This window comes from Pseudomonas sp. A014 (assembly GCF_052378495.1).
Classification (GTDB): Bacteria; Pseudomonadota; Gammaproteobacteria; order Pseudomonadales; family Pseudomonadaceae; genus Aquipseudomonas; species Aquipseudomonas machongensis.
In genome coordinates this window covers 5,868,766-5,883,437 of the sequence record NZ_CP199001.1, presented here as the reverse complement: position 1 = coordinate 5,883,437, position 14,672 = coordinate 5,868,766, and the positions used below count along the sequence as shown (strand labels likewise).

The 14,672-nt window shown below is 59.3% G+C and carries 9 protein-coding genes and 3 rRNA genes; 5 read left to right on the top strand and 7 right to left on the bottom strand.

The genetic code is table 11. From position 1 onward, the window contains the following. The first annotated feature begins 194 nt into the window (after positions 1 to 194). From ACTYOL_RS27020 to rrf (ACTYOL_RS27010), 3 genes are all read left to right on the top strand, one after another. Positions 195 to 3,087: ribosomal RNA gene (locus ACTYOL_RS27020) — 23S ribosomal RNA — on the top strand. Between the two features lie 133 nt (positions 3,088 to 3,220). Further along, a 5S ribosomal RNA gene (gene rrf / locus ACTYOL_RS27015) occupies positions 3,221 to 3,336 on the top strand. Positions 3,337 to 3,445: 109 nt separating this feature from the next. After that, positions 3,446 to 3,561 (top strand): 5S ribosomal RNA (gene rrf, locus ACTYOL_RS27010). Between the two features lie 118 nt (positions 3,562 to 3,679). On the opposite strand, the gene ACTYOL_RS27005 is transcribed toward rrf (ACTYOL_RS27010), so the two are convergent. The 6 genes from ACTYOL_RS27005 to ACTYOL_RS26980 form a co-directional block, all read right to left on the bottom strand. Then, entirely contained in the window at positions 3,680 to 4,147 is a 468-nt protein-coding gene (locus tag ACTYOL_RS27005) for an SRPBCC family protein (RefSeq protein WP_444757356.1), read from the bottom strand. A gap of 35 nt (positions 4,148 to 4,182) precedes the next feature. Then, positions 4,183 to 7,614: an amino acid adenylation domain-containing protein gene (locus ACTYOL_RS27000; protein ID WP_444757355.1), complete on the bottom strand. Its 3,432-nt coding sequence runs from the start codon at positions 7,612 to 7,614 to the stop codon at positions 4,183 to 4,185. A gap of 10 nt (positions 7,615 to 7,624) precedes the next feature. Then, positions 7,625 to 8,554, bottom strand: coding sequence for a diiron oxygenase (locus tag ACTYOL_RS26995; RefSeq protein WP_112899478.1), 930 nt, complete (start codon positions 8,552 to 8,554; stop codon positions 7,625 to 7,627). Then, the gene (locus ACTYOL_RS26990) at positions 8,551 to 9,327 is read right to left on the bottom strand and encodes a DUF3050 domain-containing protein (protein WP_444757354.1); all 777 of its coding nucleotides are present in this window, start codon (positions 9,325 to 9,327) and stop codon (positions 8,551 to 8,553) included. The genes ACTYOL_RS26995 and ACTYOL_RS26990 overlap by 4 nt, the downstream gene beginning before the upstream one ends. Positions 9,328 to 9,917: 590 nt before the next feature. Next, complete coding sequence (locus tag ACTYOL_RS26985; RefSeq protein ID WP_444757353.1) at positions 9,918 to 10,502, bottom strand: thioesterase II family protein; 585 nt, start codon at positions 10,500 to 10,502, stop codon at positions 9,918 to 9,920. A 72-nt stretch (positions 10,503 to 10,574) separates the two neighbouring features. Next, the gene (locus tag ACTYOL_RS26980; protein WP_112899477.1) at positions 10,575 to 11,267 is read right to left on the bottom strand and encodes a GntR family transcriptional regulator; all 693 of its coding nucleotides are present in this window, start codon (positions 11,265 to 11,267) and stop codon (positions 10,575 to 10,577) included. A gap of 204 nt (positions 11,268 to 11,471) precedes the next feature. On the opposite strand from ACTYOL_RS26980, the gene lapG reads away from it, so the two are divergent. Next, on the top strand, positions 11,472 to 12,233 hold the full coding sequence (gene lapG / locus ACTYOL_RS26975; protein ID WP_172964801.1) for a cysteine protease LapG: 762 nt from the start codon (positions 11,472 to 11,474) through the stop codon (positions 12,231 to 12,233). A 9-nt stretch (positions 12,234 to 12,242) separates the two neighbouring features. After that, a complete protein-coding gene (gene lapD / locus ACTYOL_RS26970) occupies positions 12,243 to 14,189 on the top strand; it encodes a cyclic di-GMP receptor LapD (protein WP_065862969.1) in 1,947 nt (648 codons plus the stop codon). 98 nt (positions 14,190 to 14,287) lie between these two features. On the opposite strand, the gene ACTYOL_RS26965 is transcribed toward lapD, so the two are convergent. Next, positions 14,288 to 14,629, bottom strand: coding sequence for a hypothetical protein (locus ACTYOL_RS26965; protein WP_054895500.1), 342 nt, complete (start codon positions 14,627 to 14,629; stop codon positions 14,288 to 14,290). Positions 14,630 to 14,672 lie beyond the last annotated feature (43 nt).

Here is a 14,672-nt window from a genome sequence, read left to right as displayed (position 1 = left end):
AAATGAGCATTCGTTGATGAATGTTGATTTCTGGCTTTTGTCAGATCGTTCTTTAAAAATTCGGATATGTGATAGAAATAGACTGAATGCCAGTTTCACTGCTGGTAGTTCAGGCTAAGGTAAAATTTGTGAGTTCTCACGAATTTTCGGCGAATGTCGTCTTCACAGTATAACCAGATTGCTTGGGGTTATATGGTCAAGTGAAGAAGCGCATACGGTGGATGCCTTGGCAGTCAGAGGCGATGAAAGACGTGGTAGCCTGCGATAAGCTTTGGGGAGTCGGCAAACAGACTGTGATCCAGAGATCTCTGAATGGGGGAACCCACTCAGCACAAGCTGAGTATCTTGTACTGAATACATAGGTGCAAGAGGCGAACCAGGGGAACTGAAACATCTAAGTACCCTGAGGAAAAGAAATCAACCGAGATTCCCTTAGTAGTGGCGAGCGAACGGGGACCAGCCCTTAAGTTGATTTGAGATTAGTGGAACGCTCTGGAAAGTGCGGCCATAGTGGGTGATAGCCCCGTACACGAAAGTCTCTTTTCAATGAAATCGAGTAGGACGGAGCACGAGAAACTTTGTCTGAACATGGGGGGACCATCCTCCAAGGCTAAATACTACTGACTGACCGATAGTGAACCAGTACCGTGAGGGAAAGGCGAAAAGAACCCCGGAGAGGGGAGTGAAATAGAACCTGAAACCGTATGCGTACAAGCAGTGGGAGCCTACTTTGTTAGGTGACTGCGTACCTTTTGTATAATGGGTCAGCGACTTATATTCAGTGGCGAGCTTAACCGAATAGGGGAGGCGTAGCGAAAGCGAGTCTTAATAGGGCGCTTTAGTCGCTGGGTATAGACCCGAAACCGGGCGATCTATCCATGGGCAGGTTGAAGGTTAGGTAACACTGACTGGAGGACCGAACCGACTACCGTTGAAAAGTTAGCGGATGACCTGTGGATCGGAGTGAAAGGCTAATCAAGCTCGGAGATAGCTGGTTCTCCTCGAAAGCTATTTAGGTAGCGCCTCATGTATCACTGCTGGGGGTAGAGCACTGTTTCGGCTAGGGGGTCATCCCGACTTACCAAACCGATGCAAACTCCGAATACCAGCAAGTGCCGAGCATGGGAGACACACGGCGGGTGCTAACGTCCGTCGTGAAAAGGGAAACAACCCAGACCGTCAGCTAAGGTCCCAAAGTCATGGTTAAGTGGGAAACGATGTGGGAAGGCTTAGACAGCTAGGAGGTTGGCTTAGAAGCAGCCACCCTTTAAAGAAAGCGTAATAGCTCACTAGTCGAGTCGGCCTGCGCGGAAGATGTAACGGGGCTCAAACCATGCACCGAAGCTACGGGTATCACCTTTGGTGATGCGGTAGAGGAGCGTTCTGTAAGCCTGTGAAGGTGAGTTGAGAAGCTTGCTGGAGGTATCAGAAGTGCGAATGCTGACATGAGTAACGACAATGCGAGTGAAAAACTCGCACGCCGAAAGACCAAGGTTTCCTGCGCAACGTTAATCGACGCAGGGTTAGTCGGTCCCTAAGGCGAGGCTGAAAAGCGTAGTCGATGGAAAACAGGTTAATATTCCTGTACTTCCAGTTATTGCGATGGAGGGACGGAGAAGGTTAGGCCAGCCTGGCGTTGGTTGTCCAGGTTTAAGGTGGTAGGCTGAAATCTTAGGCAAATCCGGGATTTCAAGGCCGAGAGCTGATGACGAGCGCTCTTTAGAGTGCGAAGTGGTTGATACCATGCTTCCAAGAAAAGCTCCTAAGCTTCAGATAACTGGGAACCGTACCCCAAACCGACACAGGTGGTTAGGTAGAGAATACCAAGGCGCTTGAGAGAACTCGGGTGAAGGAACTAGGCAAAATGGCACCGTAACTTCGGGAGAAGGTGCGCCGGCGAGGGTGAAGGACTTGCTCCGTAAGCCCATGCCGGTCGAAGATACCAGGCCGCTGCGACTGTTTATTAAAAACACAGCACTCTGCAAACACGAAAGTGGACGTATAGGGTGTGACGCCTGCCCGGTGCCGGAAGGTTAATTGATGGGGTTAGCGCAAGCGAAGCTCTTGATCGAAGCCCCGGTAAACGGCGGCCGTAACTATAACGGTCCTAAGGTAGCGAAATTCCTTGTCGGGTAAGTTCCGACCTGCACGAATGGCGTAACGATGGCGGCGCTGTCTCCACCCGAGACTCAGTGAAATTGAAATCGCTGTGAAGATGCAGTGTATCCGCGGCTAGACGGAAAGACCCCGTGAACCTTTACTATAGCTTTGCACTGGACTTTGAGCTTGCTTGTGTAGGATAGGTGGGAGGCTTTGAAGTGGGGACGCCAGTTCTCATGGAGCCATCCTTGAAATACCACCCTGGCAACCTTGAGGTTCTAACTCAGGTCCGTAATCCGGATCGAGGACAGTGTATGGTGGGTAGTTTGACTGGGGCGGTCTCCTCCCAAAGAGTAACGGAGGAGTACGAAGGTGCGCTCAGACCGGTCGGAAATCGGTCGTAGAGTATAAAGGCAAAAGCGCGCTTGACTGCGAGACACACACGTCGAGCAGGTACGAAAGTAGGTCTTAGTGATCCGGTGGTTCTGTATGGAAGGGCCATCGCTCAACGGATAAAAGGTACTCCGGGGATAACAGGCTGATACCGCCCAAGAGTTCATATCGACGGCGGTGTTTGGCACCTCGATGTCGGCTCATCACATCCTGGGGCTGAAGCCGGTCCCAAGGGTATGGCTGTTCGCCATTTAAAGTGGTACGCGAGCTGGGTTTAGAACGTCGTGAGACAGTTCGGTCCCTATCTGCCGTGGACGTTTGAGATTTGAGAGGGGCTGCTCCTAGTACGAGAGGACCGGAGTGGACGAACCTCTGGTGTTCCGGTTGTCACGCCAGTGGCATTGCCGGGTAGCTATGTTCGGAAGAGATAACCGCTGAAAGCATCTAAGCGGGAAACTTGCCTCAAGATGAGATCTCACTGGGATCTTGAATCCCCTAAAGGGCCGTCGAAGACTACGACGTTGATAGGTTGGGTGTGTAAGCGCTGTGAGGCGTTGAGCTAACCAATACTAATTGCCCGTGAGGCTTGACCATATAACACCCAAGCAATCTGCCCTGCAGATTGTGGTGGTGAAGACGAAACGAACCGAAAGTTCGAAGCGACTCACAAAGATCACATATCCAAATTGGCTGGCGTGTCTGCAAAGACGCACTGGCAACCGAATTTCTTGACGACCATAGAGCATTGGAACCACCTGATCCCATCCCGAACTCAGCAGTGAAACGATGCATCGCCGATGGTAGTGTGGGGTTTCCCCATGTGAGAGTAGGTCATCGTCAAGATTCATTTCGCAAAACCCCTATCTGCGCGAGCAGGTAGGGGTTTTGTCTTTAAGTAGAGAGTACAGAGATTCGCAGGCACGTCCTTGAGACGGGCCAGCACACAGAATTTCTTGACGACCATAGAGCATTGGAACCACCTGATCCCATCCCGAACTCAGCAGTGAAACGATGCATCGCCGATGGTAGTGTGGGGTTTCCCCATGTGAGAGTAGGTCATCGTCAAGATTCATTTCGCAAAACCCCTAGCTGCGTGAGCAGGTAGGGGTTTTGTCTTTCTGGCGTCCAAGAAAAACCGCTGCTGTGGTCAGCGCACTTCCCACAACAGCGGCCTGAGTTATCGCCTTCAGTTCAGCAGATTGCGCACGTTCGCCATCGCCTCATCGGCAAAGCCCTGGAGAAATGCCTGGAAGCCTGGCAATGCCTCCGGGCCGCCTTCCCAAGGTTCGGCCTGGATAGTCCAGACCGCACGGCTGCGATGCGCATCCAGCGCCTCGACCTGCATCGCAGCCCACAGGTTGCCGATATTCAGGCTGGTGTAGATCAGGCTCCAAGTCATCTGCATTGTCTGCTCGTCTCGCGAGTTCAACTGCTCGATGACCACATTGCCGTCCTTGAACAGTTTCTTGCGCACCGAACGTACGCCGCTCCCAGTCATGTCGATGTGGGCCAAAGCGGGGATGAACACCGGGAAGCCAGCGAAGTTGCCAACGATGTTCCATACCGCCTCCGCCGGGGCTGCAATGTCCACGCTGGATACCACCAGGCAGCCTTGTGGATTACGGATCAGCGTGTCGGGTTTGAGTGTTTGCATGCGATGTTGCTCCTGTTGTGGATGAATCGAAGGAATCAGAGAAAGCCGATAGCGCTCAGGTAGCGGCAGCCGCGACGCAGCAACTGCGCGTCCTTGGCCGGGTAGCAGACACCCATGCGCCGAACGCCCTCGCGGGCATTACCGTGCTCGATGCTGGAGATATCGCCGATGTCTTCCTCGAAGCCGTCGAGGTAAAAGCCCAGGACATCGAACAGCGCGTTGTCGCGATCTACCCGACTCAACTGGCCTTGCCACTGCTCCACCTCGACCAGCTCGAAGTGGTGGCCCTGCTCGCGGAACGCGGCCAGGTAGTCTTGCCAACGCAGCGGTTCGGGGTTGTGCAGGTTGAAGACGCATTGCGCGGGGTGGTGCCTGCTGCTGTGGAAGGCGATGAAGCGGGCGAGGAAGTCCACCGGCATGAGGTCGAAATCGATCTCCAGTCGTGGTACTTGGCCCAGCTGCAGTGAGCCCTTGAGCATCAGCATCAAGCGATTGCGCTGGGGCTGGCATACGCCATTGCGGCTGTCGAAGCTGATATTGCCGGGGCGGAACAGATTTACCCGTACCCCTGCTTCACGCGCCCGCTGGAGAATACGTTCGCCGACCCATTTGCTCAGGTTGTAGCCGTTGCGGATGTAGATCGGCGGAGTCGACACGGGGCCTTGCTCCAGCACGCGGCCGTCGCTGTCCATTGCGCTACACGCAGAGAGCGTCGAGACGAAGTTGAAGACCTTCTTGCGCCGCCCTTCGCAAAGGCGCAGGCACTCGAACAGCGGTTCGATGTTGTCGCTGGCCAGGGCCTGGTAGTCGAGTACGTGATTGACCTGGGCGGCGTTGTGCACCAGTGCACCGTAGTTCAAGTCGAGATCGTCGTAGTCCGCGTCGCTCAACCCCAGCCGAGGCCGGCGCAGGTCCGCGTCGAATACCCGCACGCGCTCATCATCGAGGCTCAGCTGATTGTCTGTCAGCGCCTGCCTGAAGCGTTCACTGGCCGTCTGGGTTGCGTTGCTACGTACCAGGCACGCCACCTCCGTGGCCCCCCAGCCGAGCAGTGCTTCGACCAGATGCACGCCGAGAAAGCTGTTGGCGCCCGTGACGATGACCTTGTGCACATCTCCCATGGCCTGCAGGGGCAGTACCTGAAGGTTCAAGTCACGGTTGGCGTCCTGCTCCAGGCGTTCGAGTGAACTGTCCAGTGCGTCAGCGTCACCGTCGAGCAGCGCACCCAGGCGCTGTAGCGTCGGCTGTTCGATGAAGCGATTGATCGCCACGCCGCGGCCGAAGGCCTGGCGCACTTCCAGCAGCAGCCTCGACAGCAGGATCGAATGTCCGCCCAGGCTGAAGAAGCTGTCGTCGGCGGAAATATCCGCCTGGTCCAGTTCCAGCAGCTCACTCCAGAGCCCCAGCAGACGCTGCTCGGTTGGTGTGCCGGGTGCTACTCGCTGTGCCGCTGGCAACGTCAGTGGCAGCGTCCGCAACGCCAGGCGGTCGACCTTGCCGTTAGCGGTGTAGGGCATCTGCTCCAACACCTGATAGAACCCCGGACGCATGTAGTCGGGCAGATGCCGCTCAGCATGCTGACGCAGTGCAGTGTCGGCCTGATGGCTTGTCGGCTGCGCAGCGAAAGCCAGCACGCGGCGCTGGGCATCGATCACCACCGCGATCTGTGCATACAGGCCGCTGTTGCGCAGGCAGTGTTCGATTTCTTCCGGCTCTACGCGAAATCCACGGATTTTCACCTGATTGTCGCGTCGCCCGCACAGCTCGATGCCCTGTGCGGTCCATTTGCCAATGTCACCTGTACGGTAGGTACGCAGCGAACGGCCATCGGGCAAGTCGAGTGCGATGAAACGCTCGGCGGTCAGTTCTGGATTGTTGAGATACCCCAGCCCGACCCCCGGGCCGCAGATGTACAGTTCTCCGGGCGTCTCCTGAGTGACCGGCTGCAAATCGTCGTCCAGGATCAGCACCTGAGTATTGGCGATCGGCACCCCCAGGTTGCGATTACTGTCACCGGCAGCGCAGATGCGAGTAGTCGCCAATACCGTGGTTTCGGTTGGGCCATAGATGTTGTGCATCCGGCATTGTTCGCTGTACCGAGCGATGACCTGGGGCTCGCAGACATCGCCTCCGGTGATCAGGTGGCGCAGGCCAAGCGGTTCATCAGGCGGGAGGATGCTCAGCAGTGCTGGCGGCAGAAACGCATGGCTCACGGCCTGGCTGTGGATAAGTTGCACCAGTAGCTGCGGATCACGGCGCTGGTCATCGCTGGGAATGACCAGTTCCGCGCCGCAGGCGAAGGTCGGCAGGATATCCAGCAGCGAGGCATCGAAGCCGATGGTTGAGAACTGCAGCACCCGGCTGTGCGCATCCAGCGCGACATGCTCGCGATACCAGGCGATGAAGTGGGTGAGGTTGCGCTGGCTGAGCAACACGCCTTTCGGTTGGCCGGTGGTGCCAGAGGTGTAGATCGCCACGCAGGCCCGCTCTGCTGTCCCTTGTCGCAGGACCAGCGAGGGCAGGCAACTGTCAGTGGCCGCCTGCAGCGTGCGCACATCCAGCAGGGCCAGTCCGGCATGTGGCTGGCCGTCATGCAGCAGTACCCGCGCCCCGGAGTCCTGCAGGATACGTTGGCGACGCTCTGTGGGCGTCGTCGGGTCCAGTGGCAGGTAGATTGCGCCACAACCCAATATCGCCAGCACGCTGGCATAGAGTGCCGACGACTTGGCCAGGCACACGCCCACCACCACAGGCTGATCGTCCTGATCAGGCAGTAATGGCAACAGTGCCCGTTGCAAGGTCACGGCGAGAGCGTGCAGGTCGTGATAGCTGCTGCGCTGGCCATCGCGGTTCAGCGCCGGTTTCTGCGCGTACTGGCGCAGAGGCTGCTCCAGGCCCTCCATCAAGCCGACTTCACTCGATACCAGCAGGTCTGCGCGCTGGGAGCGGTTGAACGGATGACGGTAGGCCAGCGTTTGCAGCCAATCCAGGCCGTGCTCACGCATCTGTAGGCCAGGCTCGACGGTGCACGTTTCGCTCAGGTGTTGCGGATCGCGGGCGAGGCAGGCGACCTGATGGGTGACCTGCTCCTCCAAAGCTCGCACGGCATCTTCACGCAGTTGCTGGCCATTGCCCGAGGAGGGTGCGACCAATGATACCCGGCTGATCAGGCGCGCAGCCGTGGCACTGGCGCACCAGCACAGCAGTTCCAGGTGTGGCAGGGTGTCGCCGTGGCTGGCGCCCAGGCGGATCCTGAGCAACGGCGTTTCCCCCAGGAGGGCCCAGTCACTGGTGCACAGCACCAGGCTGCCGTCTTCCAGAACCAGAGAGTGATGGCTGGCCAGGGCCTGGCGTAGCGCCGAGGGTGTACCGGCCAGCAGGGTGCCGTGGCCCTGCTCGTCGAGTATCCGGGCCAGGTTGCGCAGCGCGAGGCTGTGGCCGACCAATAGTATGTCGAGACGTCGCATGCGGATCTCCTCAGGGCAGGTAGCCGCGCAGGGCTTCCTGCACGCAAGGCGACTCGAGCATCGAGCTGCTGCGGAAGAAGCGCAGGATGTTGCCCAGCAACGGATGCTGGTGGTTGATCGGATAGGCCAGGCCGAGCACTTCTTCGCGCAGCGACTGGCGCAGTGTTTCGTTGACTGGCAACGCCTCGATCAGGTTGAAGTCGAAGGCCTGCTGGATGTCGTTGGTCAGGTACTGGCCCAGGAACACGGGCAGCACCTGGGCGATCATCTGGCGATCGACCTCCGGCGCGCCTTGCCAATAGATCCGCGTCAGACGCGCCCAGAAGCTCGAATGCCGACCCTCGTCGAGCAGGTGATCGGCCATCAGCCCCTTCACCGAAGGCTTGACCGTGTCATCGCGGGCAAAGGCGGCGACATCGTCGGTCAGGGTGTTTTCGGCGATGCCGACGCAGATCAGCTCAAGGGCGTCCCGCAGCGCTTCTGGCACCTGTGCCAGTGCAGAGGGGATCGCACGGCTGAGTTCGATCTCTGTAGGCAGGGCGATCGGCTCGAGGCCGGTCAGGGCGATGGTCTGCTGCAGGAAGTCCATGGCCACCAGCGCGTGGTAGTCCTCGTCGACCACCACGGTCATTGCGTCGTAGCGACAGGCGAAGGGAAAACGCACGGTGAAGCGGTCCTTGGCAATCCGCCGGGCCGTGCGGTCGACGATCTCGGTCTCGAAGATCACCACGTCGTTGATGAACTTGTAGAGGCTCTGCACCAGCACGAAATCACGCAGGTGTGGGCAAGCCCGTTGGAACGTGGCGCTTTGCACCAATGGTTGGCGGCTGAGCGGGTAGATCAGCCGCTGGTCGTCCTCGATCCGACGCCGCGGGCGGGTGCGGATGGTGGCACGCTCCTCCCATGCGTCGGCGAAGGAGCGGTATTCGAGCGCATTCATGGCGTGACCTCGCTGGCGGCTACCTGCAGCGAGGCGCGCAGACGGTCCCACAACGCGGTGCGGCTCTGGACAGCGGCGATGGCGGCTTCGTACACCTCGTGCTGACGTTGCGGGTCATCGTTCACCAGGCGCGCCAGCAGCGCTTCGGCGGCCGGGCCGTGATCTTCGGCGTCGACCTCGATGTGGCGCTGCAGGTAATAGCGAAAAGTCGGGGCCTGCGCCTGGCCGATGCCCCACTCGTCGAGGATCTGCTGGAACATCGCCGGAATGACACTTTCGCGGCCATGCAGGAAGGCTGCTGCCACGCGATGGGCAGGCGCGTTGAGTGCCACGTCGAGTGTGTCGACGACGAAGTGCCTGGCTGCCTCGCTGGCGCCGCAGCGCTGCAGGGCGGTGGCGTAGTCGAGCCCCTGTTGTTGCAGGTGGACGAAGTGCTCGATTGCCTGCGTGTTGGCACCGACTTCGCGCATGGCGTCCAGGTACAGTTCGAAGTGGCTGTAGTGGCCGTGCTGCGGGCAGTCATCAGACTCTTCGCCGAGCACGATTTCGTTGATCAGCCGGGCAGCGGCGGGGTCTGCAGGTGGAAGCCAGGGCAGGCTTACGCAGGTCAGTTCCCGTTGCAGGCGCTTGGTCAGCGACATGAAGTCCCACACCGCGAAAACATGGGTTTCCATGAAGCGTTGCAAGGTTTCAACGGTGTCGATTTCTGAAAAGAGTGGATGTTGTGCGAGCGTGGCTTTATGACTGGAAAGTGTGCGCTTCAATGTGCTCATGAGTAATATCCATTGTGCGAAAGTTGGCGTGTTTTCCCGATAAGTTGCAGCCTCTGAAATACATCGGGCGAACGCGGGCCTCGACATATACTCGATGGCTGAACAGTCTCAGGGATAATGGCCGCCCCTTGATTCATCTGGCTTGTGTGGAGTCAAGCCGTGGTGGGTGCCGGCGATATAAAAGTTAGAACAACATTAAAGTTTGTCGCAAATGGTTTTTGAAATATTTTTAATATTCAAAAAATTTCATTAATAGTGATCCGAATAAAACATTTTGAATGTTTTATTTTGGCAAGACAGGCCCCTTCCGATAATTAATCATCAGAAAACGAAGTTGAGTGAATGCCTCACTCGAAGCACTGGTGAATGGGAGTGCGAGGATATTCCACTGTTGAGGGGCGGCTGATCGCCACGCGGCCCTTGCCCCGGTGTCGGGCTCCTTCTGCGGGTAAATGGAAGGCATACGACCGGGCCCGGGATGGACGATCAGCAGTCGCAGCGCGACTAGAGTGGGCTCAAACGACTCGCGCTGCCATGGCCATCGGCAGCGTATCGGGGGAAACAATGACCTCAAGAGGGGCGTTGCGTGCTTAGAAGCCCAGCAAGCCAAGATGCGTGTTGAAGATTCTGACGAGTCTTTGGTCTTGATATGACTTGTCGACGCTGTGCTCGGGCAGCTCGATGAGCTCCAGTTCGCGCCGGATGAAGGCGTGCCAGCCAAGCATTTCGGGGAGTGTTCCATGTGGGTAGAGCACCGTCACCGGTATCCGTATGGCATTCGCGCTGGCAGCAGGCTCGGCGACCCTTGGGCTGTCACAGCTGGAAACAAACAAATGGCGGGTCTGCTCGGGGTATTCGCGTTCCGCGAGTTGGGCCAGCTCGAACGCCATGTGGGCGCCCAGGCGCTGACCAAAAAGGGCATGGGGCCCTTCAAGGTACGGATGCAGGTACTTGGCCACGGTTCGGGCGAGGGCGGAGGGGCCTTGCAGCGGATTACACGGGCTGCATTCGGCATGGCGTCTGACATCCACCGCTACCAGTTCGATATGGTCGCTCAGGGCATTGGACCAGGCGCGGTATTGCCCCAGGTGCTCCTGGCTGCAGGCAAGGCAGATGAGACGGGTTCTCGGGGGTTGCCCGGAGTGCTCTTTTACCGATAGTTTCTGGACGTGCACTGTCTGTCCTTCGCTCCGTTCGGTAACGGAGCTTCATGGCTGACACGGTTTGTGGCTGTGTCAGCGGGTGATTCACCTGGCGGCTTGGCTGTTCAGGTAGTTCCTGATGGTGCGGGATGCCGTATTGAGGTGCCTTTCCAGCACGTCGATGGCCTGGTCGACCAACTTGTCGCTGGCCGCGTCCACCAGTGCGATATGGTCGTCCTGAGTCAGCTTTCCCAGGCCCATCGACGACAGGTGGAAGCGCAGGAAACGCTCCTCTTCGTTGAGTTCGATCTCGATCATGCGCAGCAACTTGTGGTTGTGCGCCTTGCTGTACAGCGTCATGTGGAACAGGCGGTTGAGGCGTCCGATCTCGGCGTGGCGCGTCTCGTTTTCCAGTTGCTGGATATAGCTGCGAGCGAGGGCGATGTCGCTTGCGTCCAGGTGGGGAATCGACTGGCGCAGCGCTTCTGTCTCGAGCAGAACGCGCAGGCCGTAGGTGTCGACGGCGTCCTCGTCGATCAGCGGTGCGACCACGGCGCCCTTGTGCATCACTACCTTGAGCAGTGATTGCGCCTCGAGCTGGCGCAGCGCCTCGCGTACCGGCATCCGGCTGACCCCGAACAGGCCAGCGAGTTCCTGCTGGCGCAAGGCAGTGCCAGGAGGCAGCCGGCCATCGACAATGGCGCTGCGCAGACGCTCTTCGATCACGCTGCGGGCCAGGTGTGCTGGCACCTGCTCGTTACCCAGCACGGAGCTGAGGAATCTGGTTTTCTCGGCCACGCGGAGTCTGCCTCGATGATTGCGATGATTGGATCCAATAACCCTAGTCAGCGGGGTGATGGCTTGTCAAACCGCGGTGACGGACGCCTGCGGCCGATGGAGTGCGGCTATCGTGAATGAAGTCATCGAGCAAAGGAAGTCGGACTTTTCCTGGCTCGATGATCGCAACCTCCTACGCTTTTTCAAGTGCACCGTGATTGTAAGGTGCCATTGTCTTTTCCCCCGGCAAGCCGCACCATCGCTGCTTTCGACTGGTCTGGATGGGTGTTCGCAGTGGCGATACCTGGAATGCTCAATTTGGCCGTGCGTCGCCTCGGCCTCGCCGTACTGCTTGGCTGCCTGCTGCTGGGCGGCCTGCATGCGGATTGGGATTTCGCCCAGATCAGCCGTCGCGCGCAACAGCTGTACGGCCCGCTTGGCCCAGGGCAGGGGCGTATCGACGCCTGGCAGAACCTGATGGCCACGCAGAACCAAGGCAGCGAGCTGGACAAGCTGCAGGTTGTAAATCTGTTCTTCAACAAGCAGCTGCGTTATGTCGAGGACATCGACCTGTGGCATGAAGTCGATTACTGGGCCACGCCGGTCCAGTCGCTGATCAAGGGCGCCGGCGACTGCGAGGACTACGCCATCGCCAAGTATTTCAGCCTGCGCCGCATGGGCGTGCCCGCCGAAAAACTGCGCATCACCTACGTCAAGGCGTTGCGCCTGAACCGGGCGCACATGGTTCTGACCTATTATTCAAGCCCACAGGCCCAGCCGCTGGTGCTGGACAGCCTGATGGACGCGATCAAGCCGGCCAGCCAGCGCAACGACCTGCTGCCGGTCTATGCCTTCAATGGCGAGGGTTTGTGGCTGACCGGCGCCGGCGGCAACAAGAAGGTCGGCGACACCAAGCGCCTGTCACGCTGGCAGGACGTGCTGAAGAAAATGCAGGCCGAAGGGTTCCCGGCCGAACCGGTTTATTGAGGAGCACAGATGTCACTGTTCAAACAATTGTTGCTTGCCATATGCCTGCTCCTGGCCATCGCCTTCAGTGGCAGCTTCATGGTCAGCCTGGAGAGTTCGCGCAGCCAGTACGTCAACCAGCTGCGCTCCCACGCCCAGGACGCGGCGACGGCGCTGGCCTTGTCGCTCACACCCAACATCGATGATCCGGCAATGGTCGAGCTGATGGTCAGCTCGATCTTCGACAGTGGTTATTACTCGAGCATCAAGGTCATCGACCTGGACTCCAACGCCGTCCTGGTCGAGCGTCATGCCGAGCCGGACAGCAACGGGGTACCAGGCTGGTTCATCGGCCTGATCGGGCTTGAGCCGGCCGGCGGCGATGCCATTGTCAGCCGGGGATGGCAACAGGCCGCGCGGGTCGAGGTAATCAGCCACCCGATGTTCGCCCTGGCCAAGCTCTGGCAGAGTGCCCTGGGCAGCCTGGGCTGGTTGCTGCTGTGTGGCGTGGTGAGTGCGGTGCTGGGTGCACTGCTGCTGCGCCGTCAACTGAGGCCGCTGGACTACATGGTGGCGCAGTCCCACGCGATCGCCCGCCGTGAGTTCCTCAGCCTGCCTGAGCTGCCGCGCACGCCAGAACTGCGTCGGGTGGTGCAGGCGATGAACCAGATGGTCGAGAAGCTCAAGGCACTGTTCACCGAACAGGCCGAGCGCAGTGAAAAGCTGCGCAGCGAGTCGTACCAGGACAGCCTCACGGGGCTGGCCAACCGGCGCTACTTCGAAATGCAGTTGAACACGCGTGTCAGCAACCTCGAAGAGGCCCGAGCCGGTTATCTGCTGTTGCTGCGTGTGCAGGACCTGGCCGGCCTCAACGCCCGCCTGGGTGGTCAGCGCACCGACCAGTTGTTGCAGGCGGTGGGCGAGCAGCTGCGGCGCACATGCGCCAGCTATCCGGAAACCAAGGACCTGATTACCCGCAGCCGCGGTGGCGAGTTTGCTGTTCTGGCACCGGGCATGGTGCATGAAGAGGCGGTGCAACTGGCACAGGCCCTCGAGGCGACCTTGCAGAGCCTGCATGTGACGGGTGCCAGCGATGTCGACCCGGTGGCGTGTATCGGATTGGCGCCGTTCAGCCCTGGGGACGCACCGCAAGCCCTGTTGAAGCTGGCTGACGAGGCGCTGGCACGGGCCGAGAGCCAACCGGAGCCAGGCTGGGTCTGCCTTGAACAGGGCGCCGCGGCCCAGGCTGCCGACAGCCATCACGCCTGGCATTCACGTCTTGACCAGGCTCTGGACAAGGGCCAGTTCCAACTGTTCTTCCAGCCTGTGGTGGACTGCCATGCGCCAGAGCGAGTCCTGCACTACAAAGTGATTTCGCGCCTGTACGACGGACAGGACGAGGCGCTTGTCGCAGGGCGCTTCCTGCCGTGGCTCGAGCGTTTCGGCTGGATGCCACGGCTCGACCTGCTGGTGCTGGAGAAGGTGTTGCGGCATCTGCAGCAGCATGGTGAGTCGCTGGCGCTGAACCTGTCTGCCGCCACCCTGGCCGATGCCAAGGCATTGCAGCGAGTCTACGAACTGCTGGGGCAGCATGCGGCATTGGGGCCGAGGTTGACCTTCGAGATCGGCGAGGAGCAACTGCCAGAACAGGCACAGCTGGAAAAACTGACCCGCCATTTGCACAAGCTCGGCTTCGGCCTGGCGCTGCAGCGCTTCGGCGGGCGCTTCAGCATGATCGGCAACCTGGCTCACCTGGGCTTGGCGTACCTGAAGATCGATGGCGGTTATATCCGCAGCATCGACCAGGAGCGGCACAAGCGGCTGTTCATCGAAGCGATCCAGGGGGCGGCGCACAGCATCGACCTGCCGTTGATTGCCGAGCGCGTGGAGACCGAAGGGGAGCTGCAGGTGTTGCGCGAGATGGGTGTGCAGGGGATTCAGGGGCAGTTGGTGGGCGAGCCGGCGCCCTGGAAATAAGGACGGTGTTGCGATCCGTAAAAGTGTGCTGCTCTTTTCGCGGGTAAATCGGCGTCCCGATTCACACGCGAAACGAGCAGCGCGGTATCAGCAACTCTTCAGATCAACCCGCCTTCTTCGTCTTCTTCGATCAGGTTGTTCAGGCTTCCCAGCGCCTTGCGCGCGGTGGAGCGGTTGAGCAGTTTTGCTTGGGCGCCGGGAGGCAGGTCGGTGATGCTGAACACGCCTTTGGCGGTCAACACCTCGATCAGGTCCTCGAGCACACGGATCATGTCCAGATCGCTCTGTTTGAGCTGCTTGAGACTGTTCTCCACGACGTCATCGGCGAACCATTCCTGGATTTCGGCATGGTCGGCCGGCAGCGCTTCGGTGTACTCGGCAAAGGCAGCTGCTTCTACCCGCAGCAACTGGCCGTTGGCGTCGCGTTGCACGTAGAACATGGCATCGACCCTCGTCACGATGATTCCTTCTTGGTTGTCAGCA

What these genes read in the sequence shown, in the direction of transcription:
- ACTYOL_RS26995 (WP_112899478.1), bottom strand. Translation starts at nt 8,554, where the DNA reads ATGAATGCGCTCGAATACCGCTCCTTCGCCGACGCATGGGAGGAGCGT.
- ACTYOL_RS26965 (WP_054895500.1), bottom strand. Translation starts at nt 14,629, where the DNA reads ATGTTCTACGTGCAACGCGACGCCAACGGCCAGTTGCTGCGGGTAGAA.
- lapD (WP_065862969.1), top strand. Translation starts at nt 12,243, where the DNA reads ATGTCACTGTTCAAACAATTGTTGCTTGCCATATGCCTGCTCCTGGCC.
- ACTYOL_RS26990 (WP_444757354.1), bottom strand. Translation starts at nt 9,327, where the DNA reads ATGAGCACATTGAAGCGCACACTTTCCAGTCATAAAGCCACGCTCGCA.
- ACTYOL_RS27000 (WP_444757355.1), bottom strand. Translation starts at nt 7,614, where the DNA reads ATGCGACGTCTCGACATACTATTGGTCGGCCACAGCCTCGCGCTGCGC.
- ACTYOL_RS27005 (WP_444757356.1), bottom strand. Translation starts at nt 4,147, where the DNA reads ATGCAAACACTCAAACCCGACACGCTGATCCGTAATCCACAAGGCTGC.